Source organism: Paenibacillus lutrae (assembly GCF_009757775.1).
In the GTDB taxonomy this organism is placed as follows: domain Bacteria; phylum Bacillota; class Bacilli; order Paenibacillales; family NBRC-103111; genus Paenibacillus_F; species Paenibacillus_F lutrae.
In genome coordinates, this window is record NZ_RHLK01000003.1 from 238239 (window position 1) to 256905 (window position 18667).

The 18667-nt window shown below is 46.3% G+C and carries 24 protein-coding genes and 1 tRNA gene; 10 read left to right on the forward strand and 15 right to left on the reverse strand.

Annotated features, from left to right (window positions below; translation table 11 throughout):
* Window positions 1-153: 153 nt before the first annotated feature.
* Together EDM21_RS07105 and EDM21_RS07110 are read right to left on the reverse strand one after the other, a co-directional pair.
* On the reverse strand, window positions 154-582 hold the full coding sequence (locus tag EDM21_RS07105) for an SRPBCC family protein (RefSeq protein ID WP_157334214.1): 429 nt from the start codon (window positions 580-582) through the stop codon (window positions 154-156).
* A gap of 257 nt (window positions 583-839) precedes the next feature.
* A complete protein-coding gene (locus EDM21_RS07110) occupies window positions 840-2180 on the reverse strand; it encodes an MFS transporter (RefSeq protein WP_235918086.1) in 1341 nt (446 codons plus the stop codon).
* A gap of 181 nt (window positions 2181-2361) precedes the next feature.
* On the opposite strand from EDM21_RS07110, the gene EDM21_RS07115 reads away from it, so the two are divergent.
* On the forward strand, window positions 2362-3831 hold the full coding sequence (locus EDM21_RS07115) for an aminotransferase class I/II-fold pyridoxal phosphate-dependent enzyme (RefSeq protein ID WP_157334216.1): 1470 nt from the start codon (window positions 2362-2364) through the stop codon (window positions 3829-3831).
* Between the two features lie 73 nt (window positions 3832-3904).
* Complete coding sequence (locus tag EDM21_RS07120) at window positions 3905-4324, forward strand: DUF1885 family protein (RefSeq protein WP_157334218.1); 420 nt, start codon at window positions 3905-3907, stop codon at window positions 4322-4324.
* 106 nt (window positions 4325-4430) lie between these two features.
* Here the strand turns inward: EDM21_RS07120 and EDM21_RS07125 are convergent, their stop codons facing one another.
* On the reverse strand, window positions 4431-4748 hold the full coding sequence (locus EDM21_RS07125; RefSeq protein ID WP_157334220.1) for a DUF1292 domain-containing protein: 318 nt from the start codon (window positions 4746-4748) through the stop codon (window positions 4431-4433).
* A gap of 201 nt (window positions 4749-4949) precedes the next feature.
* Window positions 4950-5897 (reverse strand): alpha/beta hydrolase, encoded by a 948-nt coding sequence (locus tag EDM21_RS07130; protein WP_157334222.1) that lies wholly within the window; start codon window positions 5895-5897, stop codon window positions 4950-4952.
* A gap of 117 nt (window positions 5898-6014) precedes the next feature.
* Between EDM21_RS07130 and EDM21_RS07135 the strand changes: the two genes are divergently transcribed.
* The gene (locus EDM21_RS07135) at window positions 6015-6182 is read left to right on the forward strand and encodes an aspartyl-phosphate phosphatase Spo0E family protein (protein WP_157334224.1); all 168 of its coding nucleotides are present in this window, start codon (window positions 6015-6017) and stop codon (window positions 6180-6182) included.
* Between the two features lie 44 nt (window positions 6183-6226).
* On the opposite strand, the gene EDM21_RS07140 is transcribed toward EDM21_RS07135, so the two are convergent.
* Window positions 6227-6706 carry a CcdC family protein gene (locus EDM21_RS07140; protein WP_201280759.1) on the reverse strand — a complete coding sequence of 160 codons (480 nt, stop codon included), beginning with the start codon at window positions 6704-6706 and terminating at the stop codon, window positions 6227-6229.
* 174 nt (window positions 6707-6880) lie between these two features.
* On the opposite strand from EDM21_RS07140, the gene EDM21_RS07145 reads away from it, so the two are divergent.
* Window positions 6881-7624: an MBL fold metallo-hydrolase gene (locus EDM21_RS07145; protein WP_166541878.1), complete on the forward strand. Its 744-nt coding sequence runs from the start codon at window positions 6881-6883 to the stop codon at window positions 7622-7624.
* A 163-nt stretch (window positions 7625-7787) separates the two neighbouring features.
* Window positions 7788-9416 (forward strand): ATP-binding protein, encoded by a 1629-nt coding sequence (locus tag EDM21_RS07150; protein WP_157334233.1) that lies wholly within the window; start codon window positions 7788-7790, stop codon window positions 9414-9416.
* 4 nt (window positions 9417-9420) lie between these two features.
* Here EDM21_RS07150 and EDM21_RS07155 read toward each other — a convergent pair whose 3' ends face one another.
* On the reverse strand, window positions 9421-9858 hold the full coding sequence (locus EDM21_RS07155; RefSeq protein WP_157334235.1) for a GNAT family N-acetyltransferase: 438 nt from the start codon (window positions 9856-9858) through the stop codon (window positions 9421-9423).
* Between the two features lie 170 nt (window positions 9859-10028).
* Between EDM21_RS07155 and EDM21_RS07160 the strand changes: the two genes are divergently transcribed.
* Window positions 10029-10442 (forward strand): CBS domain-containing protein, encoded by a 414-nt coding sequence (locus EDM21_RS07160; RefSeq protein WP_157334237.1) that lies wholly within the window; start codon window positions 10029-10031, stop codon window positions 10440-10442.
* A gap of 181 nt (window positions 10443-10623) precedes the next feature.
* Here the strand turns inward: EDM21_RS07160 and EDM21_RS07165 are convergent, their stop codons facing one another.
* The 6 genes from EDM21_RS07165 to EDM21_RS07190 all read right to left on the reverse strand — a co-directional run bounded on the left by EDM21_RS07165 (window position 10624) and on the right by EDM21_RS07190 (window position 15191).
* Entirely contained in the window at window positions 10624-10815 is a 192-nt protein-coding gene (locus tag EDM21_RS07165) for a hypothetical protein (protein WP_157334239.1), read from the reverse strand.
* A gap of 202 nt (window positions 10816-11017) precedes the next feature.
* Window positions 11018-11692: a hypothetical protein gene (locus EDM21_RS07170; RefSeq protein ID WP_157334241.1), complete on the reverse strand. Its 675-nt coding sequence runs from the start codon at window positions 11690-11692 to the stop codon at window positions 11018-11020.
* Between the two features lie 34 nt (window positions 11693-11726).
* On the reverse strand, window positions 11727-12365 hold the full coding sequence (locus EDM21_RS07175) for a superoxide dismutase family protein (protein ID WP_157334243.1): 639 nt from the start codon (window positions 12363-12365) through the stop codon (window positions 11727-11729).
* A gap of 298 nt (window positions 12366-12663) precedes the next feature.
* The gene (gene glpK / locus EDM21_RS07180; protein WP_157334245.1) at window positions 12664-14154 is read right to left on the reverse strand and encodes a glycerol kinase GlpK; all 1491 of its coding nucleotides are present in this window, start codon (window positions 14152-14154) and stop codon (window positions 12664-12666) included.
* A gap of 282 nt (window positions 14155-14436) precedes the next feature.
* On the reverse strand, window positions 14437-14823 hold the full coding sequence (locus tag EDM21_RS07185) for a VOC family protein (protein WP_157334247.1): 387 nt from the start codon (window positions 14821-14823) through the stop codon (window positions 14437-14439).
* Window positions 14824-14960: 137 nt separating this feature from the next.
* Window positions 14961-15191, reverse strand: coding sequence for a hypothetical protein (locus tag EDM21_RS07190; RefSeq protein WP_157334249.1), 231 nt, complete (start codon window positions 15189-15191; stop codon window positions 14961-14963).
* Window positions 15192-15398: 207 nt separating this feature from the next.
* Between EDM21_RS07190 and EDM21_RS07195 the strand changes: the two genes are divergently transcribed.
* Window positions 15399-15581: a hypothetical protein gene (locus EDM21_RS07195; RefSeq protein WP_157334251.1), complete on the forward strand. Its 183-nt coding sequence runs from the start codon at window positions 15399-15401 to the stop codon at window positions 15579-15581.
* A 172-nt stretch (window positions 15582-15753) separates the two neighbouring features.
* Window positions 15754-15826 (forward strand) — tRNA-Val (locus EDM21_RS07200).
* 357 nt (window positions 15827-16183) lie between these two features.
* On the opposite strand, the gene EDM21_RS07205 is transcribed toward EDM21_RS07200, so the two are convergent.
* Window positions 16184-16549 carry a hypothetical protein gene (locus tag EDM21_RS07205; RefSeq protein ID WP_157334253.1) on the reverse strand — a complete coding sequence of 122 codons (366 nt, stop codon included), beginning with the start codon at window positions 16547-16549 and terminating at the stop codon, window positions 16184-16186.
* Between the two features lie 367 nt (window positions 16550-16916).
* On the opposite strand from EDM21_RS07205, the gene EDM21_RS07210 reads away from it, so the two are divergent.
* Window positions 16917-17327, forward strand: a complete 411-nt coding sequence (locus tag EDM21_RS07210) for a helix-turn-helix domain-containing protein (RefSeq protein WP_157334254.1) — start codon at window positions 16917-16919, stop codon at window positions 17325-17327.
* A gap of 238 nt (window positions 17328-17565) precedes the next feature.
* A complete protein-coding gene (locus EDM21_RS24540; RefSeq protein ID WP_166541879.1) occupies window positions 17566-17772 on the forward strand; it encodes a hypothetical protein in 207 nt (68 codons plus the stop codon).
* A gap of 220 nt (window positions 17773-17992) precedes the next feature.
* Here EDM21_RS24540 and EDM21_RS07220 read toward each other — a convergent pair whose 3' ends face one another.
* Both EDM21_RS07220 and EDM21_RS07225 read right to left on the reverse strand, forming a co-directional pair.
* A complete protein-coding gene (locus EDM21_RS07220) occupies window positions 17993-18118 on the reverse strand; it encodes a cyclic lactone autoinducer peptide (protein WP_084783519.1) in 126 nt (41 codons plus the stop codon).
* Between the two features lie 24 nt (window positions 18119-18142).
* On the reverse strand, window positions 18143-18667 hold the full coding sequence (locus tag EDM21_RS07225; protein WP_235918113.1) for an accessory gene regulator B family protein: 525 nt from the start codon (window positions 18665-18667) through the stop codon (window positions 18143-18145).

Below are 18667 nucleotides of genomic sequence, written 5' to 3' on the forward strand. Positions count from 1 at the left end.
ATCTTCCAAAACCTAATGATCCCCTTTTTCTTTTTTAAAGGTTATGTTGAATTTTAATGTTAATATTTGACCATAAGAAAACTGCCTTAGCGAAAAAGCGTTTTATTAAGCTATCGTTCCCCATTAGCGGAATGAGCAGTATAACATACATCGTTAAAACTTACGTTTTTGATAGGGAATACCATCGCCATCTTCACAATAGGATTTGAGACTATAAAGAAAAATAGCCCAGTTGTAGTTACAGGAGCGATAGAATGGCGTTACTTCTTTCCAGTTCGTATGACGCAAAGTAATAAAAGACTTCCCGTTCTTCTCTTGAATATCAAAGGAAATAATCGTACCCATCCATTCCGGATCTGAATCTATACACTGCCAAACGACTTTTTTATTAGGGATCAATTCCTCTATTCTCATCTTAGTTATATCATCGCTGCCGAATCGAAATTCATTAATAAAACCAATCTGATTATTAATAATAAGTTCATTGGTCCATATTTCCGACAGTCCTTCAGCGGTGGTTAAAGTTTCATACACCTTCGACGCTGGAACATGTATGGTTTGCAAGTGCTCGATATTGGCCATGCCTTACTCCTTTCTAACTGCAATAATTTATTTTTGATGCTTATGATAACATAGGATGAATATAATAGTTTCTTTTGGATTGCTATGTTGCAGTTATTGCAATTATTTGCTCATCTACCCTACCCGTTAGCTTAATAAGAATATGCAGATAGCCTAAGTTTGGTATTCGTGCCTTGTTACATAACTTTTAAAAAAACTATCCAATAAAAAGAACGTCCGCGGGCTGCCGGGCCGATAGACGTTCGCTTCTTCTTTAGTCAGGATTGACTTTTAGCCAAAATGCGCCACTGCAGGATGAGCAGGACCAGCAGGACCGAGCCGCTTACCGTAAAAGGTACAGCAGGACCGAACGTGTCCCACAGCTTGCCGGATACAATCGGGCCTATAATCATGCCCATCCCTTCAATCGTAAGAAAAAAACCCCAGATTGCCCCCCGCTTTTCTTTCGGAACCGCCGATGCAATCAAGGCATTCCATGAAGGGATAATGAGTGCATAGCCGATCCCCAGCAAGATCACGAGCACATATACGAAGGCATACTGGCGGATAAAACCTAAGGAGAGCAACGCGGCAGCGCTGCATATCAACCCGGGTGTCAGCAGCAGTTTGACGCCGAAGCGATCGACCAGCTTGCCGACGGGAACGAGCAGCAGAACCGCAGCCCCTCCGCCAATAAGAAGCAGCATACTGTATTTGGCCGGAGATAAATGCAAGACCTCGCGGGCGAAAAGAGTCAGGATGGGGGTCAGGATTCCAAGCGCAAAAGTCTGTAAGAACATCGCCGGATAAAGAAAGCGGCTCACCTTCATGTCCCGCAGTGAGGACCGCACTTCCCGGAAATATTGAATGGCGCGCTTTAAGATCGTCTGACTTTCTGGGCGGGTACGTTCCGGAAGAACGCCTAGCGGATCGGCTCCGGCCTCCATGGTCATTGCACCCGTCTGAAACGGCTTATTCTTTACTGTCTGATCATGTTTATCCGTCTGTAAAGCATCTGCTGGATTTCCGGTCTGCGGTTTTTTAGGAAGAAATACCGATACCAGTAGCACAATGCCCATGCTGGTCAGCAGCACCCGATAGGCGGGACCGTAATTCGCTCCCTGAATGAAAAAATTAATAACAATAGGGCCTAGTCCGGTACCGGATAACCAGGCCATATATACGATGCTCATGACCGTACCTTTCGCCTTATCCCCGGCTACTTCTGTGGTGCCCGCAATTACAGCGGGCCATAGGGGCGCCGTACCGACGCCGAGCAGAGCACAGGCCGCAACCATCCAGCCGTGGGCTGTAAACGTCGCCATGATGACGACAGCGCTTCCTGTGAGCAAGATTCCGAGCAGCATAGAAATGCGGTAGCCCGCCTTATCAATCAGCCATCCGACAGGTGTCCGGAAGACGTTATCTCCAATATATTGAGCGGCAAGGGACCAGCCCACCACATAGGCCGTTGCGCCCAGTACGGTTGACATGTAGACGGGCAAGATGGTAAGCAGCAGGGCGCCTTTGACAAATTCAACGAGAAACATAATAACCAGCAATTGAAAGACGAAAGGAGAAGTCACTCCCGCTCTTTTTTTCCATATCGCAAGATTCATCAGGTCTCCCCTTCTCCTTATATTCCCTGCTTTTTGTTAGTTTCTCCAACGGCAGGGCAAACTATTTTATAAAATATACTTGCATGCTTGTCCGTATTTGTTATACTCTAATTTGTTTGTTTATTCTCGGATTCGTATTTACGATGTCCAGAAATTCCACTCAGAAGGGAAGGGTTGCCGGATGGAACACCATCGCACGCCCCTATTCTCGGCACTGCGCTCGCATGCGGAGAAAAATCCGATCCAATTCCATATTCCAGGTCACAAAAAAGGAGTCGGGATGGATCCTGAATACCGGGAATTTCTCGGCGATAACGCACTATCCATCGACTTGATCAACATTGCTCCCCTGGATGACCTTCATCAGCCTACGGGCGTTATAGAAGAAGCTCAAAAACTTGCCGCTGACGCATTCGGGGCCGATTATACGTATTTTTCCGTTCAGGGCACAAGCGGGGCCATCATGACCATGATCATGTCCGTTGCGAGTGAAGGCGATAAGCTCATCATTCCCCGGAATGTACATAAATCTGTTATGGCCGCCATTATTTTTGCCGGTATCAAACCGGTCTTTATCTCTCCCGCACGAGATGCCAATCTCGGTATCGACCACGGGATCACAACCAAATCTGTGCAGAGGGCGCTGGAAAAGCATCCGGATGCCAAAGGTGTTCTGGTCATAAATCCGACCTACTACGGCGTTTGCACCCATCTTTCAGAAATCGTCGAGCTGGTTCACAGTTATGACATTCCGGTGCTCGTCGATGAAGCCCACGGGGTGCTTATTCATTTCCATGATAAGCTGCCCATGTCCGCTATGGAAGCCGGTGCAGATATGGCCGCTACAAGCGTACACAAACTGGGCGGTTCCTTGACGCAAAGTTCCGTTCTGAACATTCAAGGCAGCCGCGTCAATCCTAAGCGTATCCAGACGATTATGAGCATGATGACAACCACGTCCACTTCTTATATACTCCTGGCTTCCCTGGATACCGCTCGCCGTCATCTCGCGCTGAACGGTCATCAGCTTGCGGAGAATACGATTGCTCTGGCGGAATACGCTCGCCTGGAGATTAATAAAATCCCCGGACTGTATTCATTCGGAGATGAAATTCTTGGAACGGAAGCCACCTATGCCTACGATCCGACGAAGGTGACCGTTCATATCCGGCATCTCGGCATCACGGGTTACGATGTAGAGAACTGGCTTCGGGATCATTACAATATTGAAGTTGAGCTTAGTGATATGTACAACATCCTGTGCCTGTTCACTCCCGGAGACACAAGAGACAATATCGAAATCCTTCTTCAAGCCTTAAGGGAATTAGCCGCTGAGTATTATACGGAGGATTCACAAGACGAATTAATCGTCATTATCCCGGAGATTCCCCAACTCTCCCTCATTCCGCGTGATGCTTTCTACGGAGATACGGAAATTGTTCCCTTTAAGGAATCAGCGGGAAGAATTATTGCTGAATTTATTTATGTCTATCCGCCGGGTATTCCAATTCTGCTGCCGGGTGAAGTCATTTCACAGGAAAATATCGATTATATCATCGAGCACGTTGAAGTGGGTCTTCCAGTGAAGGGTCCTGAGGATCGCAGCTGCCAGTTCGTCAAAGTCATCGTTGAAACCCAAGCGATTTTCTAATGAACGCCCAATTGTAAAAAATGACCGCTAATGCTATGATGTGGGGGATTGCTGTCAGGAGGTGCCGTTGTTTATGAGTCAGAGCGCATTTATCCGTTTTGTCACAGGTTCCACCTTATCTTCCCTCACGTTAGAAGAACTGAAGGAGCAGCTCTCCCAGTACAAACTGCAGCTGGCCCGGACAGGTGAGCAGCTCGGATGGGAATACGATGCTGCCGGTTTTCCTTATACTGTGGAAACCCCGCCTGAGGCGGAAGGCAAATGGTTCTATTTAAAAGGAACCTCTTCCCGCTACCGGAATATCGTTCTGGGTGTCGGTTCCCGGATAGAGGAAGACAAAGAACAGCATTTTGTTCAAGTTGTTCTTCCGGACACGTCATCACATGGCGACAAATCCAAAGGCAATGAACTATGCAAGTATTTGGCCCGCCAATGGAAGGCCGAACTGGAACTATTTAACGGTCGCACCATGTTCTTTAACCCTCGCAAATAACATCCAAGCATCAACGCAGAAATCCCTCTTCCTGTCAGGCAGGAAAAGGGATTTTTTATTGTACGTGCAGCAATGCTTCACGAACTCATGCATGTTCTGCCGCAAACTATTCGCGGTCTTCTTCTTCAATAATTTTGTTATAGACAGTTACGACGCGTTCCCATTCTTCTTCATCCTCAATGTTTACCAGGTAAGCATCATCGTTTTCTTCCTCTACACGGAAAATAACGCCATCCGCTTCAGGGTCATTCTTGTCGAGAAGAACCGCATAAAGCTGTTCCTTGGATTCGAATGTGTAAACCATGACCATCTCATGCTCTTTACCTTCTTCGTCCGTTACTATAAACACACTCTCTTCATGCTCATGATCGTGGTCATGCCCGCATCCGCAATCCTCGCCATGTTCGTGTTTGTGATCGCTCATCGTAGAACCTCATTTCGTTTTTCAATTTTCAATTTAATTTAGTGCTTATAAAGCCTATCTCGAACGTATCGTAACATGGAATATCAGGCAGGTCAAACCCCTTCTGTCACGAGGCTTCTAAGCTGAATTTCTGCATTTCCGGTAAAAATAATTTTTTTTCCAAAAGACCGATTCACAGGAATGAATTGCGGTTAATGGGAATTACAGGAATAAACGCGCGGCAGGTTCCAAAGTTTTGTCCATCGTGTGAACGGAACCGAAAAAAGCCAGGATACGTCCAGCATATTCCTCGGGCTGCATCTGATAGGAACCAACATGAGGCGCTCCGACAGTAGGCCAGAATTCAAACCGATCCTGATGCCGCTCCCACAACTGTTCGGACGAGTTCTGCGGTATGGCCGCGTCATCCCTGCTGTGAATAAAGAGGACGGGCCGCGGGTAGATCGCCTCTACTGCAGACGTAGCATCCACTCCTTCCGGATCAATCTTAAGCAGCGGAGGAAACAGGCTCAGAATAAGAGGGGTAAACGGAAAGTTGGGAAGTCCGGACCACACCGGTAAATTCGTCTTCAGATATTTTTTCAAATGGTGAAAAGGACTATCCGCAATTACGGCTGCCACATTCTGGTGCTCAGCCGCTGCAAGCAAAGATGTAGTCGCTCCCATAGAAAATCCGATTAAACCTATTGGTTCCGCCGGAAATTTATCCGACATCCAATCGATCGCTCCCAGGAGATCCTGTTTCTCATAATAACCGACCGAAGTCAGGGTCCCCGAAGATCTCCCTGAATTCCGGAAATCAAACAGAAGTACCCGGTATCCTGAACGGACAAGCGTGTTTGCAAGTGCAAGAGCAGGCAGACCGCGCTCCAGACGGTTTCCGGCATACCCGTGCGCGAAGATAATCGTCATAACCGCTTGATCACCGCCATTCTCCTCGGGCGAAATCAGCCAGCCGCTCAGCTTCATTGAATCTTTCCGGCTTACGAATTCTACATCCTCATAAGTCAGCCCATAGGTTTGAGGTGAATCATCTACAGGCTGTCTCCTCGGATGTGTAAGCTGCCACCCCACATAGGCGGAAATCCCGATAGAACCTACTATTACAAAGGAGATGAGCGCCGCTACACTCCACAAAACCCAAGACATATCTTCTGTTCCTCTCCGACTCGTTTAGCTAAGCTTCACTTGCAAATAAACGGTTTCCTGTCGTCCATTCCTTTATGCCAATCATCCATTCTACTATAGGAGGAGGTTTTACGTATTATGTCCATCCCATTCACATTAGATCTGGAGATCGAGCAATTAAAAGGTGTATTGTCGTTTATGGCCGCTAAACATAAATATAATATGAATCATCCCAAAGTAGTGGAAATCAGCCAGCAATTAGATGGCCTGATTGTAGAGTGCATGAAAAAACGGGCCGCCTGTTAATTAGGGCAAAAGCCCTGAACTAACGGCGGCAGGTTACCAGTCTTCTATGAATTCATTAATTTACGGTACTGCACATACATGGCAACCCTCCACGGAAGGAGCATGCCAAATGCGAGAATGAAGAACACGGAAGCGGTTTGATAGACACTGATAAATTCCTCCACGTAACCGTGGAGCAGCATCCGAATGGCGAGCAGGATGATCAATATAAACAGAAAAGCTTTGGAACGGTGAAGATACACATGATCACCCTGCTTCGTAAAGCCTGAACTTCGGATCAGAGGGTAGGCAAACACGACTGCCCCTACCGCAAAAGCAAGCAATCCCCACGTCACCGGTATGCGTGTCATCGGAGCCACAAACATAAGAAAGCCTGTGCTCATCCCAATGGGCGGCATTAATATCTTCATCGCATTCACAGGCCGCTTGGATGCCTTCATCCGGATAGCGAGAACAAGAAGTGCCATACCCAGCGTACCGAACAGTGAAATCGCTTGTAAATTTGACCCCAGAGATAATGCCATCTTAACCCCCTACTTTCCTTACCTAATGCCTCTTCACCTTCCATTATATCACTGCCGCCCTCCGTACAGAAGTCGAATCCTACAAAACTTTTACAGAATGAAAGCGGTTGAAATCCAACTTTTTCCGTGCTAGAGTTGTGAAAGAACGTATCTCTAGAGAACGGGGGCCGTTTTGTGAGCTTACAGCTGCAAATGATCGGAACCGGCAGTGCTTTTGCCAAGAAATTCTATAACAACAATGCACTCTGGACCTGCAACGGATTTACGCTTCTGGTGGATGCGGGCAATACAGCTCCCCGCGCGCTCCATGAGTTGAACATTCAAGTGAATGAACTCGGGGGCGTACTGATTACCCATCTTCATTCCGACCATGTCGGCGGGCTTGAGGAACTTGCTTTTCAAATGCGGTACAAACACGGACGTAAATTAAAGCTCTATCTTCCCGCTGCGCTGGAAGAGACCATTTGGGAACATACACTCAAAGGCGGCATGGAGAATGCGGGAGAGGAATTGTCCGGCTTAACGGATTACTTCGAGGTCGAACTTTTACATGAAGGGCATCCTGTGTCTATCCATGAAGGGCTCCAGATCGAAATTATGGAAACTCCGCATATTACGGGTAAGAAGAGCTTTTCTCTTTTTGTAAACGATCAAATTTTTTATAGCGCCGATATTCGTTTTTGCCCGGAGCTGCTCATCGGGGAAGTCATCCAGAAACGCAAATGCAAACGGATTTTCCATGACTGCCAGCTTGAGAGCCCGGGTGTCGTGCATGCTTCGCTCGAAGAGCTGCTGACCCTGCCCGAATCGGTGCAATCCCGGATTTATTTGATGCATTACGGGGATAGTATGCCTTTGTATTCGGGCAAATCCGGAAAAATGACTTTTATCAAGCAGCACCAAATCTATACTTTATAGAGAACGGAACCAGGTGAATGCACCTGGTTTTACTTATTGAGACATTTTTTATAAGTCGTTCGACCTAGTTCTTTGAAACTAACAGGTCCTATGCTGCATCCCCTGCTAACCAGACCAACCCCTAATGAGATGCTTACAAGACCTCCAAGAGGTGGATTTCTATATGTACAAATGGTTCGTGGCCTCTTATGCTTCCGTTATTACGGTTCTGTCTCTTTCTTTCGGCCTGGCACTGCATAATGTACTGCTGATCGGGTTATGTATCCTTCTCATACTTGCTCATTTTACAAAAGAACCTTCTCTGTATGTATCATTATCTAAACTCGCTCTGCTTATTACGTTTCACTGGATCTCCCAGACGGACTGGTGCTTTTCCCTGTATATTCTGATCCTGACCGCTGATTTACATGACAATAAATCAAAATCAACCATCTGGACTCTAGTCGGGCTTAATATGATCTTGTTTCCGGTCATTTCTAAAGCTGTCGTCCATTCATTCACGACATTTTCGACATTATGGGGACTTGTTCTCTACGTCACGAATTTCGCCGTGTTCATTCTTATTTCCGTCACGCTGATCAGCTTGATTAAACAAGCAGAAAAGCTGGCGGGAGAGCGAAAAAAATTAAGTACACATGATGCATTGACCGGCCTTCCGAATTATGAATCCTGTCACAGGCAGTTAAAGGACCTGCTTCACAAGGAATCGCACGTTATGTTCATCCTGATTGATTGTACCGATCTGAAGGCCATGAATAAATCACAAGGATTTCAAGCCGGGAATTTAGTTCTGAAGCAGGTAGCCGAACTTCTGCAAATCAAGTTCTCGGAAGCTTTCTTCATTTCGCGCTATGGCGGAGATGAATTCGCTGTCGCGTTAACGTACACAGGACGGGAGCAGATGCTTCAGTATATCGAACAGCAGCTCGGCTCCGAACTCCCCAAATTAACAGGCATACAAATTACATACGGAAGCGCCGTTCTGACCGACAAGGGTGGAACTAAAGATGACCTCATACTGCTTGCAGAGAACAATTTATTCCAGATGAAAAGAGAGATGTGGCTCAAACGCGAGGAACATATGCTGCGTTCTGAGAAACTACGGATCGTGGGAGAGCTTGCTTCGGGTATGGCGCATGAAATTCGCAACCCGCTTACGACGATTAAAGGCTTTTTGCAAATTTCAAAATCAAACGGCTACAACATCGAGAACTGGTATCCGCTAATTATGGATGAAATCAGCCGGATGAGCGAGCTCACGGCAGAGTTCCTGCAATTCTCCAAGCCTCATGCCGTCCATTTTCGCGTACAATCTTTCCAGGTGTGCATTCAGCGGGTAATTTCACTGACGTTGTCTGAAATGAGCCGGTTCGGTCATGAAGTGGTGTACGTGCCTCCCCAAGAACCGATGAATATCTGGATGGATCAGGATAAAATGATACAGCTGCTCATTAATTTGATCAAGAACGCCTATGAATCCATGGAGGATAATAAAAAAGTAATCATCCGCCTTTATCCGCGTGATTACCATGTTGTCCTTGAGATAGAGGACCAAGGCTCCGGAATTCCACCGGAGCAGCTTGATCAGATTTTTAACCCTTTCTATACGACGAAGGATAGTGGAACGGGCCTGGGCCTCTCCATCTGTCACAAAATCGTCCAGGATCACGATGGGACGATTGAGATCGAAAGCACATTGAATAAAGGAACCCGCTTCATTATGACATTTCCGATGGCGAGCAAGGAAGAATCCAATCCAGCCTATTCTTCACGCCAGAAAGACGCGGTTTAGAGAGCTACAGCGACTTGATCATTCGTACATGAGGTATTCCCGCATCATCGAACGGTTTCTCCGAAATCGTCTTGTACCCCAACTTCGCATAGAAAGACTCGGCTTGGCATTGTGCATCGAGAACCGCTTCCTTAAAGCCGAGCTCTTTGGCGTGGAGCTCCATGCCTGATACCAGCTTTGAACCCAGGCCCGTCCCTCTAAAGAGTTTGCGCACCGCAATACGCTGCAGCTTGGCCCGGCCTTCCCCGTAATCTTTCCAACGTGCCGCCGCTGCCCCTTGATTATCCTCCCGGATCAGGACGTGATACCCGCTTGCCGGGGAAGCATCTATTTCGTCAATCTCCAAATCAACCGGAACCTGCTGCTCGACCACGAATACTTCCTTGCGGATGTCCAGACATTCCTTTAACTGCTCCTGATTAGTTACACGGATGAATTCCATTGCTGTATCTCCTTTTCTGAATGTTACGTGATACTATAGCTTATTGGAGGCCGCCTTGTCCAGGCGATCATCCGGGTTGGCACCTATCGTTTCTATGCCGGCGATATAGTATAATAATTGATGAGGGTCATCATTGATCACGTTTATTAGCCCGTAAAGGAGCCTGATTCATGAACATTGCTTTTTTCCTGCTTCCCAAACAGGAAGTCATTACAACGACGATTGATGCTACACTCCGCCAGACGCTAGAGCGTATGGAATATCACCGGTATACAGCAGTTCCTATCCTCACGGAGGATGGAAAATATATGGGGACGATAACTGAAGGAGACCTGCTCTGGTATTTCAAAAATACACCGGGCGTTACATTCGATAATGCGCACCGGCATACTCTGAAAGAAATACCGCTTCGCATGAAAAATAAACCGGTTCATATTCATGCCAACATGGAAGATCTGATCGATCTCTCCAAGGTGCAGAACTTTGTACCGATCGTGGACGACTCCGGTAATTTTATCGGAATTGTAAGACGGAGTGATATTATCGAATATTGTGCCAAACAAATGTTTCAAGCACCCGTTTAGTTTGTGAACGGACGACTATCCGGCGCCTCTCTCTGAGAGGCTTTTTTCTATAGGGACCGTAACCGTGGCGGGAAGTTACCAAGGAATGCAGGAGGCAGGAAGCGGAAGATATGTAAGGGGAGGACCCGAAGACGGGCGACGATCCGCACTATGCTGTACAAATCGTCTGAATAAGACTTAACTATAAAGAAATAATAGACATTTCATCCGATGGTTTGTTCTCGTACGGAGCGTATTTGTGACACTGATTTCTCATTTCCGGTTTGTAATTCTGCTCCGATTTCGTCTGCTGTTCTTTTGCCAGCCAAGCCTCCAACGATTCGGAGCGTAATCCAAGCTGTGTGCTTATGATTCGAATATCCAAATTTCTCATACTCCCAGCTCATCCTCTCAATAGTCCGGTTCAGGCAGGTCAAGCCCCAGCGAGTAAACAACACTATCATTACTTTATATGGACTTCCGGGAACTGTAAATAAGTGTATCTTGTCGAATTCACTAAAGAATGGATTAATGAGTTTTCCTCTTTTTTTCCAAGAAAAAAAGCCGCTCTCACGGCTTCATACCTGTCGAATAGTTCAAGAGGATGTCTTATTTTGTCTGACAAAATCGGTGGTCCAGTCAATCATTCCGTTCATCATATACAAAATCAAATTAACGACATCCTTCTCCGTCAGCGATCCGTTAGTCTGATCCGAAACCAGCCTCGTTGTTTTTCTCTCCAGTTCCTCAACCATGTTTTTAATAACATTCAGATCGTCTGCCATCGCGGATACACCGGAACCGGAGCCTTGACTGTTGTTCTGCTGATTCTGCCCTTGATCCGCGCGCTGCTGCTGTCCTTGGTTCTGACCTGCCGATTGATCTTGAGCAGAACCCTGATCGCTTCCGGAAGAAGAACTCTCATTCGGGGCGGATTGTCTTTGTCTGTTCGATGAACTGCGCCGGGTCGTCTGCCCTGGTGAGCTCTGAGCCTGGTTGTCATTCCCCTGCTCCTGATCGCCTGCATCAGATCCGCCATTCCCGGCATCCTGCGAGCCGCCGCCAGAACGATCGGCCCCGCCGGAGCCTGACGAGTTCGAGGAAGACTGACTGTCCCCACGATCCGGGCTATTCGCGGCTCCCTGCCCGTTATTGCCTTGCTGTTCATTATTTTGGATCATTTTCTTTAACTGCTCCACTTCTACCAGCAGCATGTCGTTTTGTCTGGATAAATCATCCATTTGTTGTTTGAGTTCTTGTGTCTTGATCATGCTTGCCTGCCTCCATCAGCTAGCCAATTATGGCCTATTTGCCGCTCGAAATCGTGCCGCATGCGATACGATTACCCGAGTTTCCAGCCGGATCAGACTTCATATCATCCTTCTTCTCATGGATGACCAGCGATGTTCCTCCCTGCTTAAACAGCGAACCCGGCTTGTCTTTCTCCAGCGTGAAGCCTTCCACAAGCACATTCAATTTTGCTTCACCGTTTGCCTCCGCTTTCAGATTCGGAAGATCTCCCAGATGGGGTCCTTGAGGATTCTCCGTCCCGTGCATTCGGGATTCCGGATTAAGATGAGAACCCGCGGATTTGAAATCCGGCCCTTCGCAAGCTCCCGATTCATGGATATGAATCCCATGCTCCCCCGGCGTTAATTTCGTTGCCTGGACCTCTACCCTTACTCCGCTATTTTCTTTGGAGAAGCGCGCCGTTCCGATAGCGGTTCCTTCTGCATTCTTAAGCCCTACTTCGACCACGGATGAACCCGGTGAAGCTGAAGGAGAGGCGGATGGTGATGGCGATGGCGCAGCCGAAGCTGTCGGCAGTGCTGCCGGTGACGGTGAAGTAAGAGAACCGGTCGATTCGTTGTTGCTGTTACCGCAGCCGGCCAGTGCCGTAAGTGCAACCGCGGAAAGCAGCAGGGTTTGAATAGGTTTTCGCATATTGAAACCTCCTGATCCGATAATAGTAGGATATGCCAACAAGACGCGGACTAAACGCCCCGGTATCCTTTTTTTCTTACCCGATATCCTCCTGAAACCAAACCTTTACCTTAGAATCAGCCGGTTTGAACTGGATTCTCATGCTTAAGTATCCATTAGAACCATTGGAAATGTTGTCGAATAAGCACTGTCCTATAAAAAAATATAAAAGAAGCTCCCTGTAGTAATCCCCAGCTTGGGACAACAAGGAGCTTCTTTTTATATAATTTAAAAGCCTCAGGTTAGACAAGCCGCCCTCTTACTTGAAAGCCATCGCTGCACGCACAGCTTTCTTCCAGCCCTCATACAGCTCGCTGCTGCGCTCCGGTGCCATTGCCGGCTCGAAAGCCTTGCCGCTTGCCCACTGTGCGGCGATTTCATCGCAGTCTTTCCAATAGCCGACTGCAAGACCTGCCAAATAAGCGGCGCCGAGGGCCGTGGTCTCATTAATGAGCGGGCGTTCCACGGGTACTCCCAGCATATCGCTCTGGAACTGGAGGAGGAACTCATTAGAGACGGCTCCCCCGTCTACCCGGAGCTTCTTCAGCTCTGTACCCGCATCCGCTTCCATCGCAGCAAGCACATCCTTAGCCTGATAAGCCAGAGACTCCAGAGTGGCGCGGATGAAGTGCTCTTTGCTCGTCCCCCGTGTTAGTCCGAAGACCGCACCTTTAACGTCACTGTCCCAGTACGGCGTTCCAAGTCCGACAAAGGCAGGTACGATGTATACGCCTTCCGTTGAGTCCACGCGGGAAGCGTAAGATTCGCTGTCCTTCGCGGACTTAATCATGCGCAGCCCGTCTCGGAGCCATTGAATCGCAGAACCAGCGACGAATATGCTGCCCTCAAGCGCATATTCGACTTTGCCGCCGATTCCCCAGGCAATCGTAGTGAGAAGACCGTGACTGGACGCCACCGCCTGATCCCCCGTGTTCATCAGCATGAAGCAGCCGGTTCCATAAGTGTTCTTGGCCATTCCCTTCTCGAAGCAGGCCTGACCGAACAAAGCGGCCTGCTGATCGCCAGCCACACCGGCAATCGGCACCTGCTGGCCAAAGAAGTGCGATTCGCTCGTATAAGCATACACTTCTGATGATGATTTCACCTCCGGCAGCATACTGGCCGGCACATTCAAGATCTCCAGCAGTTCTTCGTCCCACTTCAGCTCATGAATATTGTACATTAACGTCCGGGATGCATTCGAGTAATCCGTAACATGAGTACTGCCGACCGTCAGGCGCCAGATCAGCCATGTGTCGATTGTTCCGAATAGAAGTTCGCCCTTCTCCGCGCGTTCTCTTGCACCCTCCACATGATCCAAAATCCATTTCACCTTAGTTCCTGAGAAATAGGCGTCGATTAATAGTCCCGTCTTCTCGCGGAATTTATCCTGCAACCCCTGGTTCTTCAAGTCGTCGCATATCGACTGTGTTTGGCGGGATTGCCACACGATGGCGTTGTATACAGGCTCCCCCGTAGCTTTGTCCCACACGACGGCTGTTTCACGCTGGTTTGTAATGCCGATGCCGGCTACCTGTTCCGGTTTAACTCCTGACTCTATAAGACAAGTTGCAACAACTGCGAGAACCGAGGCCCAGATTTCATTGGCATTATGTTCCACCCAGCCGGGCTGCGGAAAATATTGAGCAAACTCCTGCTGTGCCGTATGTACAATGTGACCCCCACGGTCAAATAAAATCGCGCGCGAGCTGGTCGTCCCCTGATCAATGGATAATATGTAAGATGTCATCTTTAAGAGCCCCCTCTAAAAACACTATCACCTGCTGAAATGTACGCGTGTTCGTTTATAGCAGTTATGGTTCAGAAGCCAAGCATTTTCTTATTGTTCCAGAACCATATGCACGAAAAAAAGAGACCCATGACAAACCAGCCGGACCCCCAGGGGTCAAGCGCTTCGTATGAAATCTCCTCGTCTCCGTCACTTCTATTAACTTCTTAGTAGAATAACCCGAATTAAAATTCGTGTCAACTCCATCAGAAGCTTTATTTCCCGGCAGAACAGTACGCTATGTTACGTACGTGTGCTTTCGAAAAATTCAATCCATTCTCCATCCGGTCCATGAAAAAAGAAATACCGGGAACCATTAGGCAGAGTCGTTATTTCAGAATCAATCAGCTTGATGTCCGTCTGGCGGATTCGCTTAAATTCTTCTTCAATACTGTCCACCGTAAATGCAATATGATGGACTCGGCCTTCTTCCGTAACAGGACCCCCGTAGCCTTCAATAAGTTCTACCTCCGTCTCGCCCTGCACATCGAAACCAAGAAAAGCGAGCTTCAAAGAACCATTCGATTCAGCCCCCTTCAGCTTCAGGCCGACGATCCTTTCATAGAAGGAAACGGATTTTTCAATGCTGCTTACCATGATTCCGACATGTTCAATTTTTTTGACCGGCATTCGGATTCCTCCCGCTATGTATAATTGATTAGATTCTCTCCTATTGTGTGACATAAATAAAGGAGAGGCAACCCTATTTTTATGCGGCGAGCAGCTAACAAACTTTTTCAGACATAAAAAAAAGCGCCTGGTGCGACTTAGTCGCCTCCGCCGCCTCCACCGCCATCTCCCCCGCCTGAACAATCACTGCCGCCCGAGCTGCTGCTGCAATCTGAACCGCCGTCGCCCCCATAATACCCGCTTGAATCCGTATGGCTCGAATAGCCTGACTTACGTTTGCTGCGGTGATTATAATTCGGTTTAGAGACCATATTTGCGAATTTAAAGCCAATAATGATGAATCCTCCTATGAAAAGCAGTGCTGTCATGAAATATCACCCTTTCCCTTCATTTATCTTCTGATTTCATTATAAAACAAGGGTGAAAATATTACAATACAATTGTCAGAAAATTTAGATAAATCGTATGCCCTTGTTTGAATTGCAGCTAGTCCGGTTAATTTATCTGATAATGATAAATTTTAACTTCTTGTGCAAGATACTTATAGCGGATAAAAGAAAGGAGAATGAATGATCATGGCGCAATCCAATGACAAGAACAATAAAGACTATTATAATGAGATTTCAAATACGGCCGGTGGCATTAATACCCCTCCTGAACGCGAAGACAAAGCAGCGACTGATCCAATTAGCGGAGTGGTGGGCAAAATCATGGACAAACTTGCCGATGATGAGGATCTACCCAAAAAAGATAAATAAGGCCCACACCATTAACGATTGGATCGACCCACATACAGGTTTTACCGACAACCATGCTCCCCTTTCCGGGGAGTTTTTAAATGCAACTATTTAAATAAAAATAGCATTGACAGTTGATGTATTCCTTGGTATGATACTACTTGTCGCTAGAAACAACTGAATTTACATACATGACCTGATAGCTCAGCTGGGAGAGCACCATCTTGACAGGGTGGGGGTCGTCGGTTCGAGCCCGGCTCAGGTCATCCAAGAAAAACCCTTGAGAAATCAAGGGTTTTTCGCTGTTTATAGAGTGATAAATTTTATGCCAGAATCATCCTAAAATAGTCTTTGATACGAATTTGGTACTTATAGGGTGTCTGATACAAAGCAAATGCAGTGGCTTTACTCCCTGCGAAGTTAAAATATTTTATTTCATGCGCTATATGTTCCCTGTAGTGTACACCTTTCGTATGTTTGAAGAAGTTCATCCACTTGGAGTCCCCCGTAACCTTGTCCTCCATAAACGTAGCGAATTTCCTCGCCTCCTCATAGTTGATGTCAGTATCCTGATCTAATTAAAAAGGCCACTCGATTGAGTGACCTTCAAAACATATAAGGAACTAATTATACCAATTGTTTAAGTAAGCTTTTGCGGTGCCGCCCGAATAATTGTAAAGATTAACCTGGTAAGAGCAGCCTGATTTCAGAAAAATTGAAGTTGTATACTGCCCGCTGGCACCCGAAACATTAGGTGAAGTAAAACGATCCCCGCATCCTGTTACCGTTGCATAGGCATAGCCTGTTGAAGAAGTGGTCGCAAGCGTAAATTTACCCGTAATCCCTTGGCCCGTAAGACCATACGCTGCTGTAATTTGATTAGGAGCTGCGATAGCTACAATCCCGTCGTTTGCAGCAAAAGCCGATGAAGCTAAAGCTAGCGAAAAAATACTGGTCAGAGCAACGGACATAAGTTTCTTCTTAATCATAATACACCTCCATATATTGTAATTTTTATGTTACAAATGGTTATTAACAACTTTTACCAGCCATGAAACATCTTTAATTCGTCTTTAATTTGTCTTTATCTTAGTTTCCTACTTCTCCACCCTTGTCACAATTTCCATTTTCCCCTGTTCAGGCAATACCAACATTGTGGATGCTGCATTGTATTTTCGATATATTAACCCGTGATTGCGTAACCATAAGTTACGTCATATAATTAAATTATCAGCAAGGACTATATACTCATTTTTACATTCACTTTTCTCGTTCGGGATGAGTGAATCCCAGCTTTTTACTTTTGGTTAACTAACCAACATTAACGTTACATTTCAATTTAGGAGTTGAGTCCTAGTGTCTTCATTTGCAGAACGCTTTGTCCAGATGCGCGAAAAACGCGGCTGGACACAAGATGATTTAGCTGAAATGTTAGGTGTTTCAAGGGTTAGTATTTCAAAATATGAAACAGCAGGCAAGAATGGCGCTACCCCAAAATATCCATTATTGGTTAAAGCTGCAGACCTATTTAACGTAACCACCGATTATCTTCTAGGAAGAACTGAATCACCTCTTAGGGATGAAAATACGGTAGACGGCCTTTCCGAAGAAGAACAACTGATGTATAAGAGATTCATTTCTGAGACGGAAAATTTGTTTCGTTCGAAGGGTGTAACAGAGGAAAAACTAAGACATGTTATGAGTTATATGCGATATACATTTTTAAATGACCTAGAAGAAGAAAAAAAAGGAAGAAATTCTAAATAACGTGTGTTATATTTAACTAACACCTATTGTCTTAGCATCTTGTCGCAGATACGCTCCCAGATCATCATCATGACCAGATGTTTTAAAACAATAACCTGGGGAGTGTGTAATTATGTCTAACCGGTCCATTAAAGCCGTATTTGAAGAGATATCGATTAACTGTCCCTATAGAGCAGCCAGGCACCTAGGGATACGGATCAGCTGCCCGGATGATATGGACATCATAGCAGGCTCTTACATGGAGACATTGCCAGGAGTTTACCGGATTATGCTCAATGCACAACTAGATCTGGAAACTCAAGAGCAAGCCTGCTTTGAACTTGTAAAACGCCACATGTCGCACAAAGGGATTATGCACGCGGTTAATCTGGAGGATTTAAAACAAGCCAATAAAGCCCGGCACAAGTCATTCCTCAAATTTTTTAAGTTTGAAGAAAATTTTTGAATACCCATCGAGAAATAACCACAGCTGCGCCACAACCAAGGTTTCTGCCAGTGGACGTTAATCTCTGCCAACAAGAAAAGGATCACCTCCCTATCGGGAAAGTGATCCTTTCTTGTTGGATAGACGTATTTTGATATCTCCACGGTCTTGCCGCATCCTTAGAATAAGTCTGCTTTGTAGTTACAGAATCCCCCGTTTTCTGACAGGAACTTACCGACGATTACTTTGAAAAGAGTTCATCAGGCGCTTCCGGATTGTGGCAGATAAATGTGCAGCCAGTATCCGTCGCTCTTCTCGCGACCATCTTCAAAGCCTTGTTAACTGCATTCGCCAGGAATGTTTTCATATCGTTTAACCTCCTCTCGTTAATTTAATTTTGATATGTATCGAGTAGCTTCCAAAAGATCGGAAGTGTAGTGAGAGCTTGGATAAAAAAAGTTAGTGATAGGACAGACGACTCAGCGATAAAATTAATGCTTACAATTCCTGCGGCGATTACCTTAAGCAAGGGATCGTACTTGGGGTCAAGACGCCTCCGATTCGTATTACTGGGAGTTGTAAAGAACAATATTATTGCTGCCACTACAGTCATGATACAACCAACATTGTCAAATGGTACAGGTATTGAAATGGAAATTATTAAAATAATGATCGAAATGATATTGCATGTAGAAGCTTTTTTAAAATGCATCCCCCCGCTTAAATAGCGAAGAATTAAAAACCCCGCTGTCGAAACCAGACCTTCTAAAAATTGACCGGTTATTATACTCAGAATGATTACCGGAATCACTACCGCTGCTGTTTCCATTGCAATACGTAAACCGTATTTTAAAATTGCCGTAGATTCAGGATTGTCAGCATTGCTTTCGACAAATCCGATTATTTTTTCAGTCAT

Bases quoted from the DNA above. Each gene is read 5' to 3' on its own strand.
- EDM21_RS07140 (WP_201280759.1), bottom strand. From the start codon at position 6,706: ATGGCATTATCTCTGGGGTCAAATTTACAAGCGATTTCACTGTTCGGT.
- EDM21_RS07195 (WP_157334251.1), top strand. From the start codon at position 15,399: ATGGCGCAATCCAATGACAAGAACAATAAAGACTATTATAATGAGATT.
- glpK (WP_157334245.1), bottom strand. From the start codon at position 14,154: ATGACATCTTACATATTATCCATTGATCAGGGGACGACCAGCTCGCGC.
- EDM21_RS07125 (WP_157334220.1), bottom strand. From the start codon at position 4,748: ATGAGCGATCACAAACACGAACATGGCGAGGATTGCGGATGCGGGCAT.
- EDM21_RS07105 (WP_157334214.1), bottom strand. From the start codon at position 582: ATGGCCAATATCGAGCACTTGCAAACCATACATGTTCCAGCGTCGAAG.
- EDM21_RS07170 (WP_157334241.1), bottom strand. From the start codon at position 11,692: ATGATCAAGACACAAGAACTCAAACAACAAATGGATGATTTATCCAGA.
- EDM21_RS07160 (WP_157334237.1), top strand. From the start codon at position 10,029: ATGAACATTGCTTTTTTCCTGCTTCCCAAACAGGAAGTCATTACAACG.
- EDM21_RS24540 (WP_166541879.1), top strand. From the start codon at position 17,566: ATGGAGACATTGCCAGGAGTTTACCGGATTATGCTCAATGCACAACTA.
- EDM21_RS07150 (WP_157334233.1), top strand. From the start codon at position 7,788: ATGTACAAATGGTTCGTGGCCTCTTATGCTTCCGTTATTACGGTTCTG.
- EDM21_RS07155 (WP_157334235.1), bottom strand. From the start codon at position 9,858: ATGGAATTCATCCGTGTAACTAATCAGGAGCAGTTAAAGGAATGTCTG.
- EDM21_RS07110 (WP_235918086.1), bottom strand. From the start codon at position 2,180: ATGAATCTTGCGATATGGAAAAAAAGAGCGGGAGTGACTTCTCCTTTC.
- EDM21_RS07205 (WP_157334253.1), bottom strand. From the start codon at position 16,549: ATGATTAAGAAGAAACTTATGTCCGTTGCTCTGACCAGTATTTTTTCG.
- EDM21_RS07190 (WP_157334249.1), bottom strand. From the start codon at position 15,191: ATGACAGCACTGCTTTTCATAGGAGGATTCATCATTATTGGCTTTAAA.
- EDM21_RS07225 (WP_235918113.1), bottom strand. From the start codon at position 18,667: ATGACTGAAAAAATAATCGGATTTGTCGAAAGCAATGCTGACAATCCT.
- EDM21_RS07220 (WP_084783519.1), bottom strand. From the start codon at position 18,118: ATGAAAACATTCCTGGCGAATGCAGTTAACAAGGCTTTGAAGATGGTC.
- EDM21_RS07130 (WP_157334222.1), bottom strand. From the start codon at position 5,897: ATGTCTTGGGTTTTGTGGAGTGTAGCGGCGCTCATCTCCTTTGTAATA.
- EDM21_RS07115 (WP_157334216.1), top strand. From the start codon at position 2,362: ATGGAACACCATCGCACGCCCCTATTCTCGGCACTGCGCTCGCATGCG.
- EDM21_RS07185 (WP_157334247.1), bottom strand. From the start codon at position 14,823: ATGCCGGTCAAAAAAATTGAACATGTCGGAATCATGGTAAGCAGCATT.
- EDM21_RS07165 (WP_157334239.1), bottom strand. From the start codon at position 10,815: ATGAGAAATTTGGATATTCGAATCATAAGCACACAGCTTGGATTACGC.
- EDM21_RS07120 (WP_157334218.1), top strand. From the start codon at position 3,905: ATGAGTCAGAGCGCATTTATCCGTTTTGTCACAGGTTCCACCTTATCT.
- EDM21_RS07175 (WP_157334243.1), bottom strand. From the start codon at position 12,365: ATGCGAAAACCTATTCAAACCCTGCTGCTTTCCGCGGTTGCACTTACG.
- EDM21_RS07135 (WP_157334224.1), top strand. From the start codon at position 6,015: ATGTCCATCCCATTCACATTAGATCTGGAGATCGAGCAATTAAAAGGT.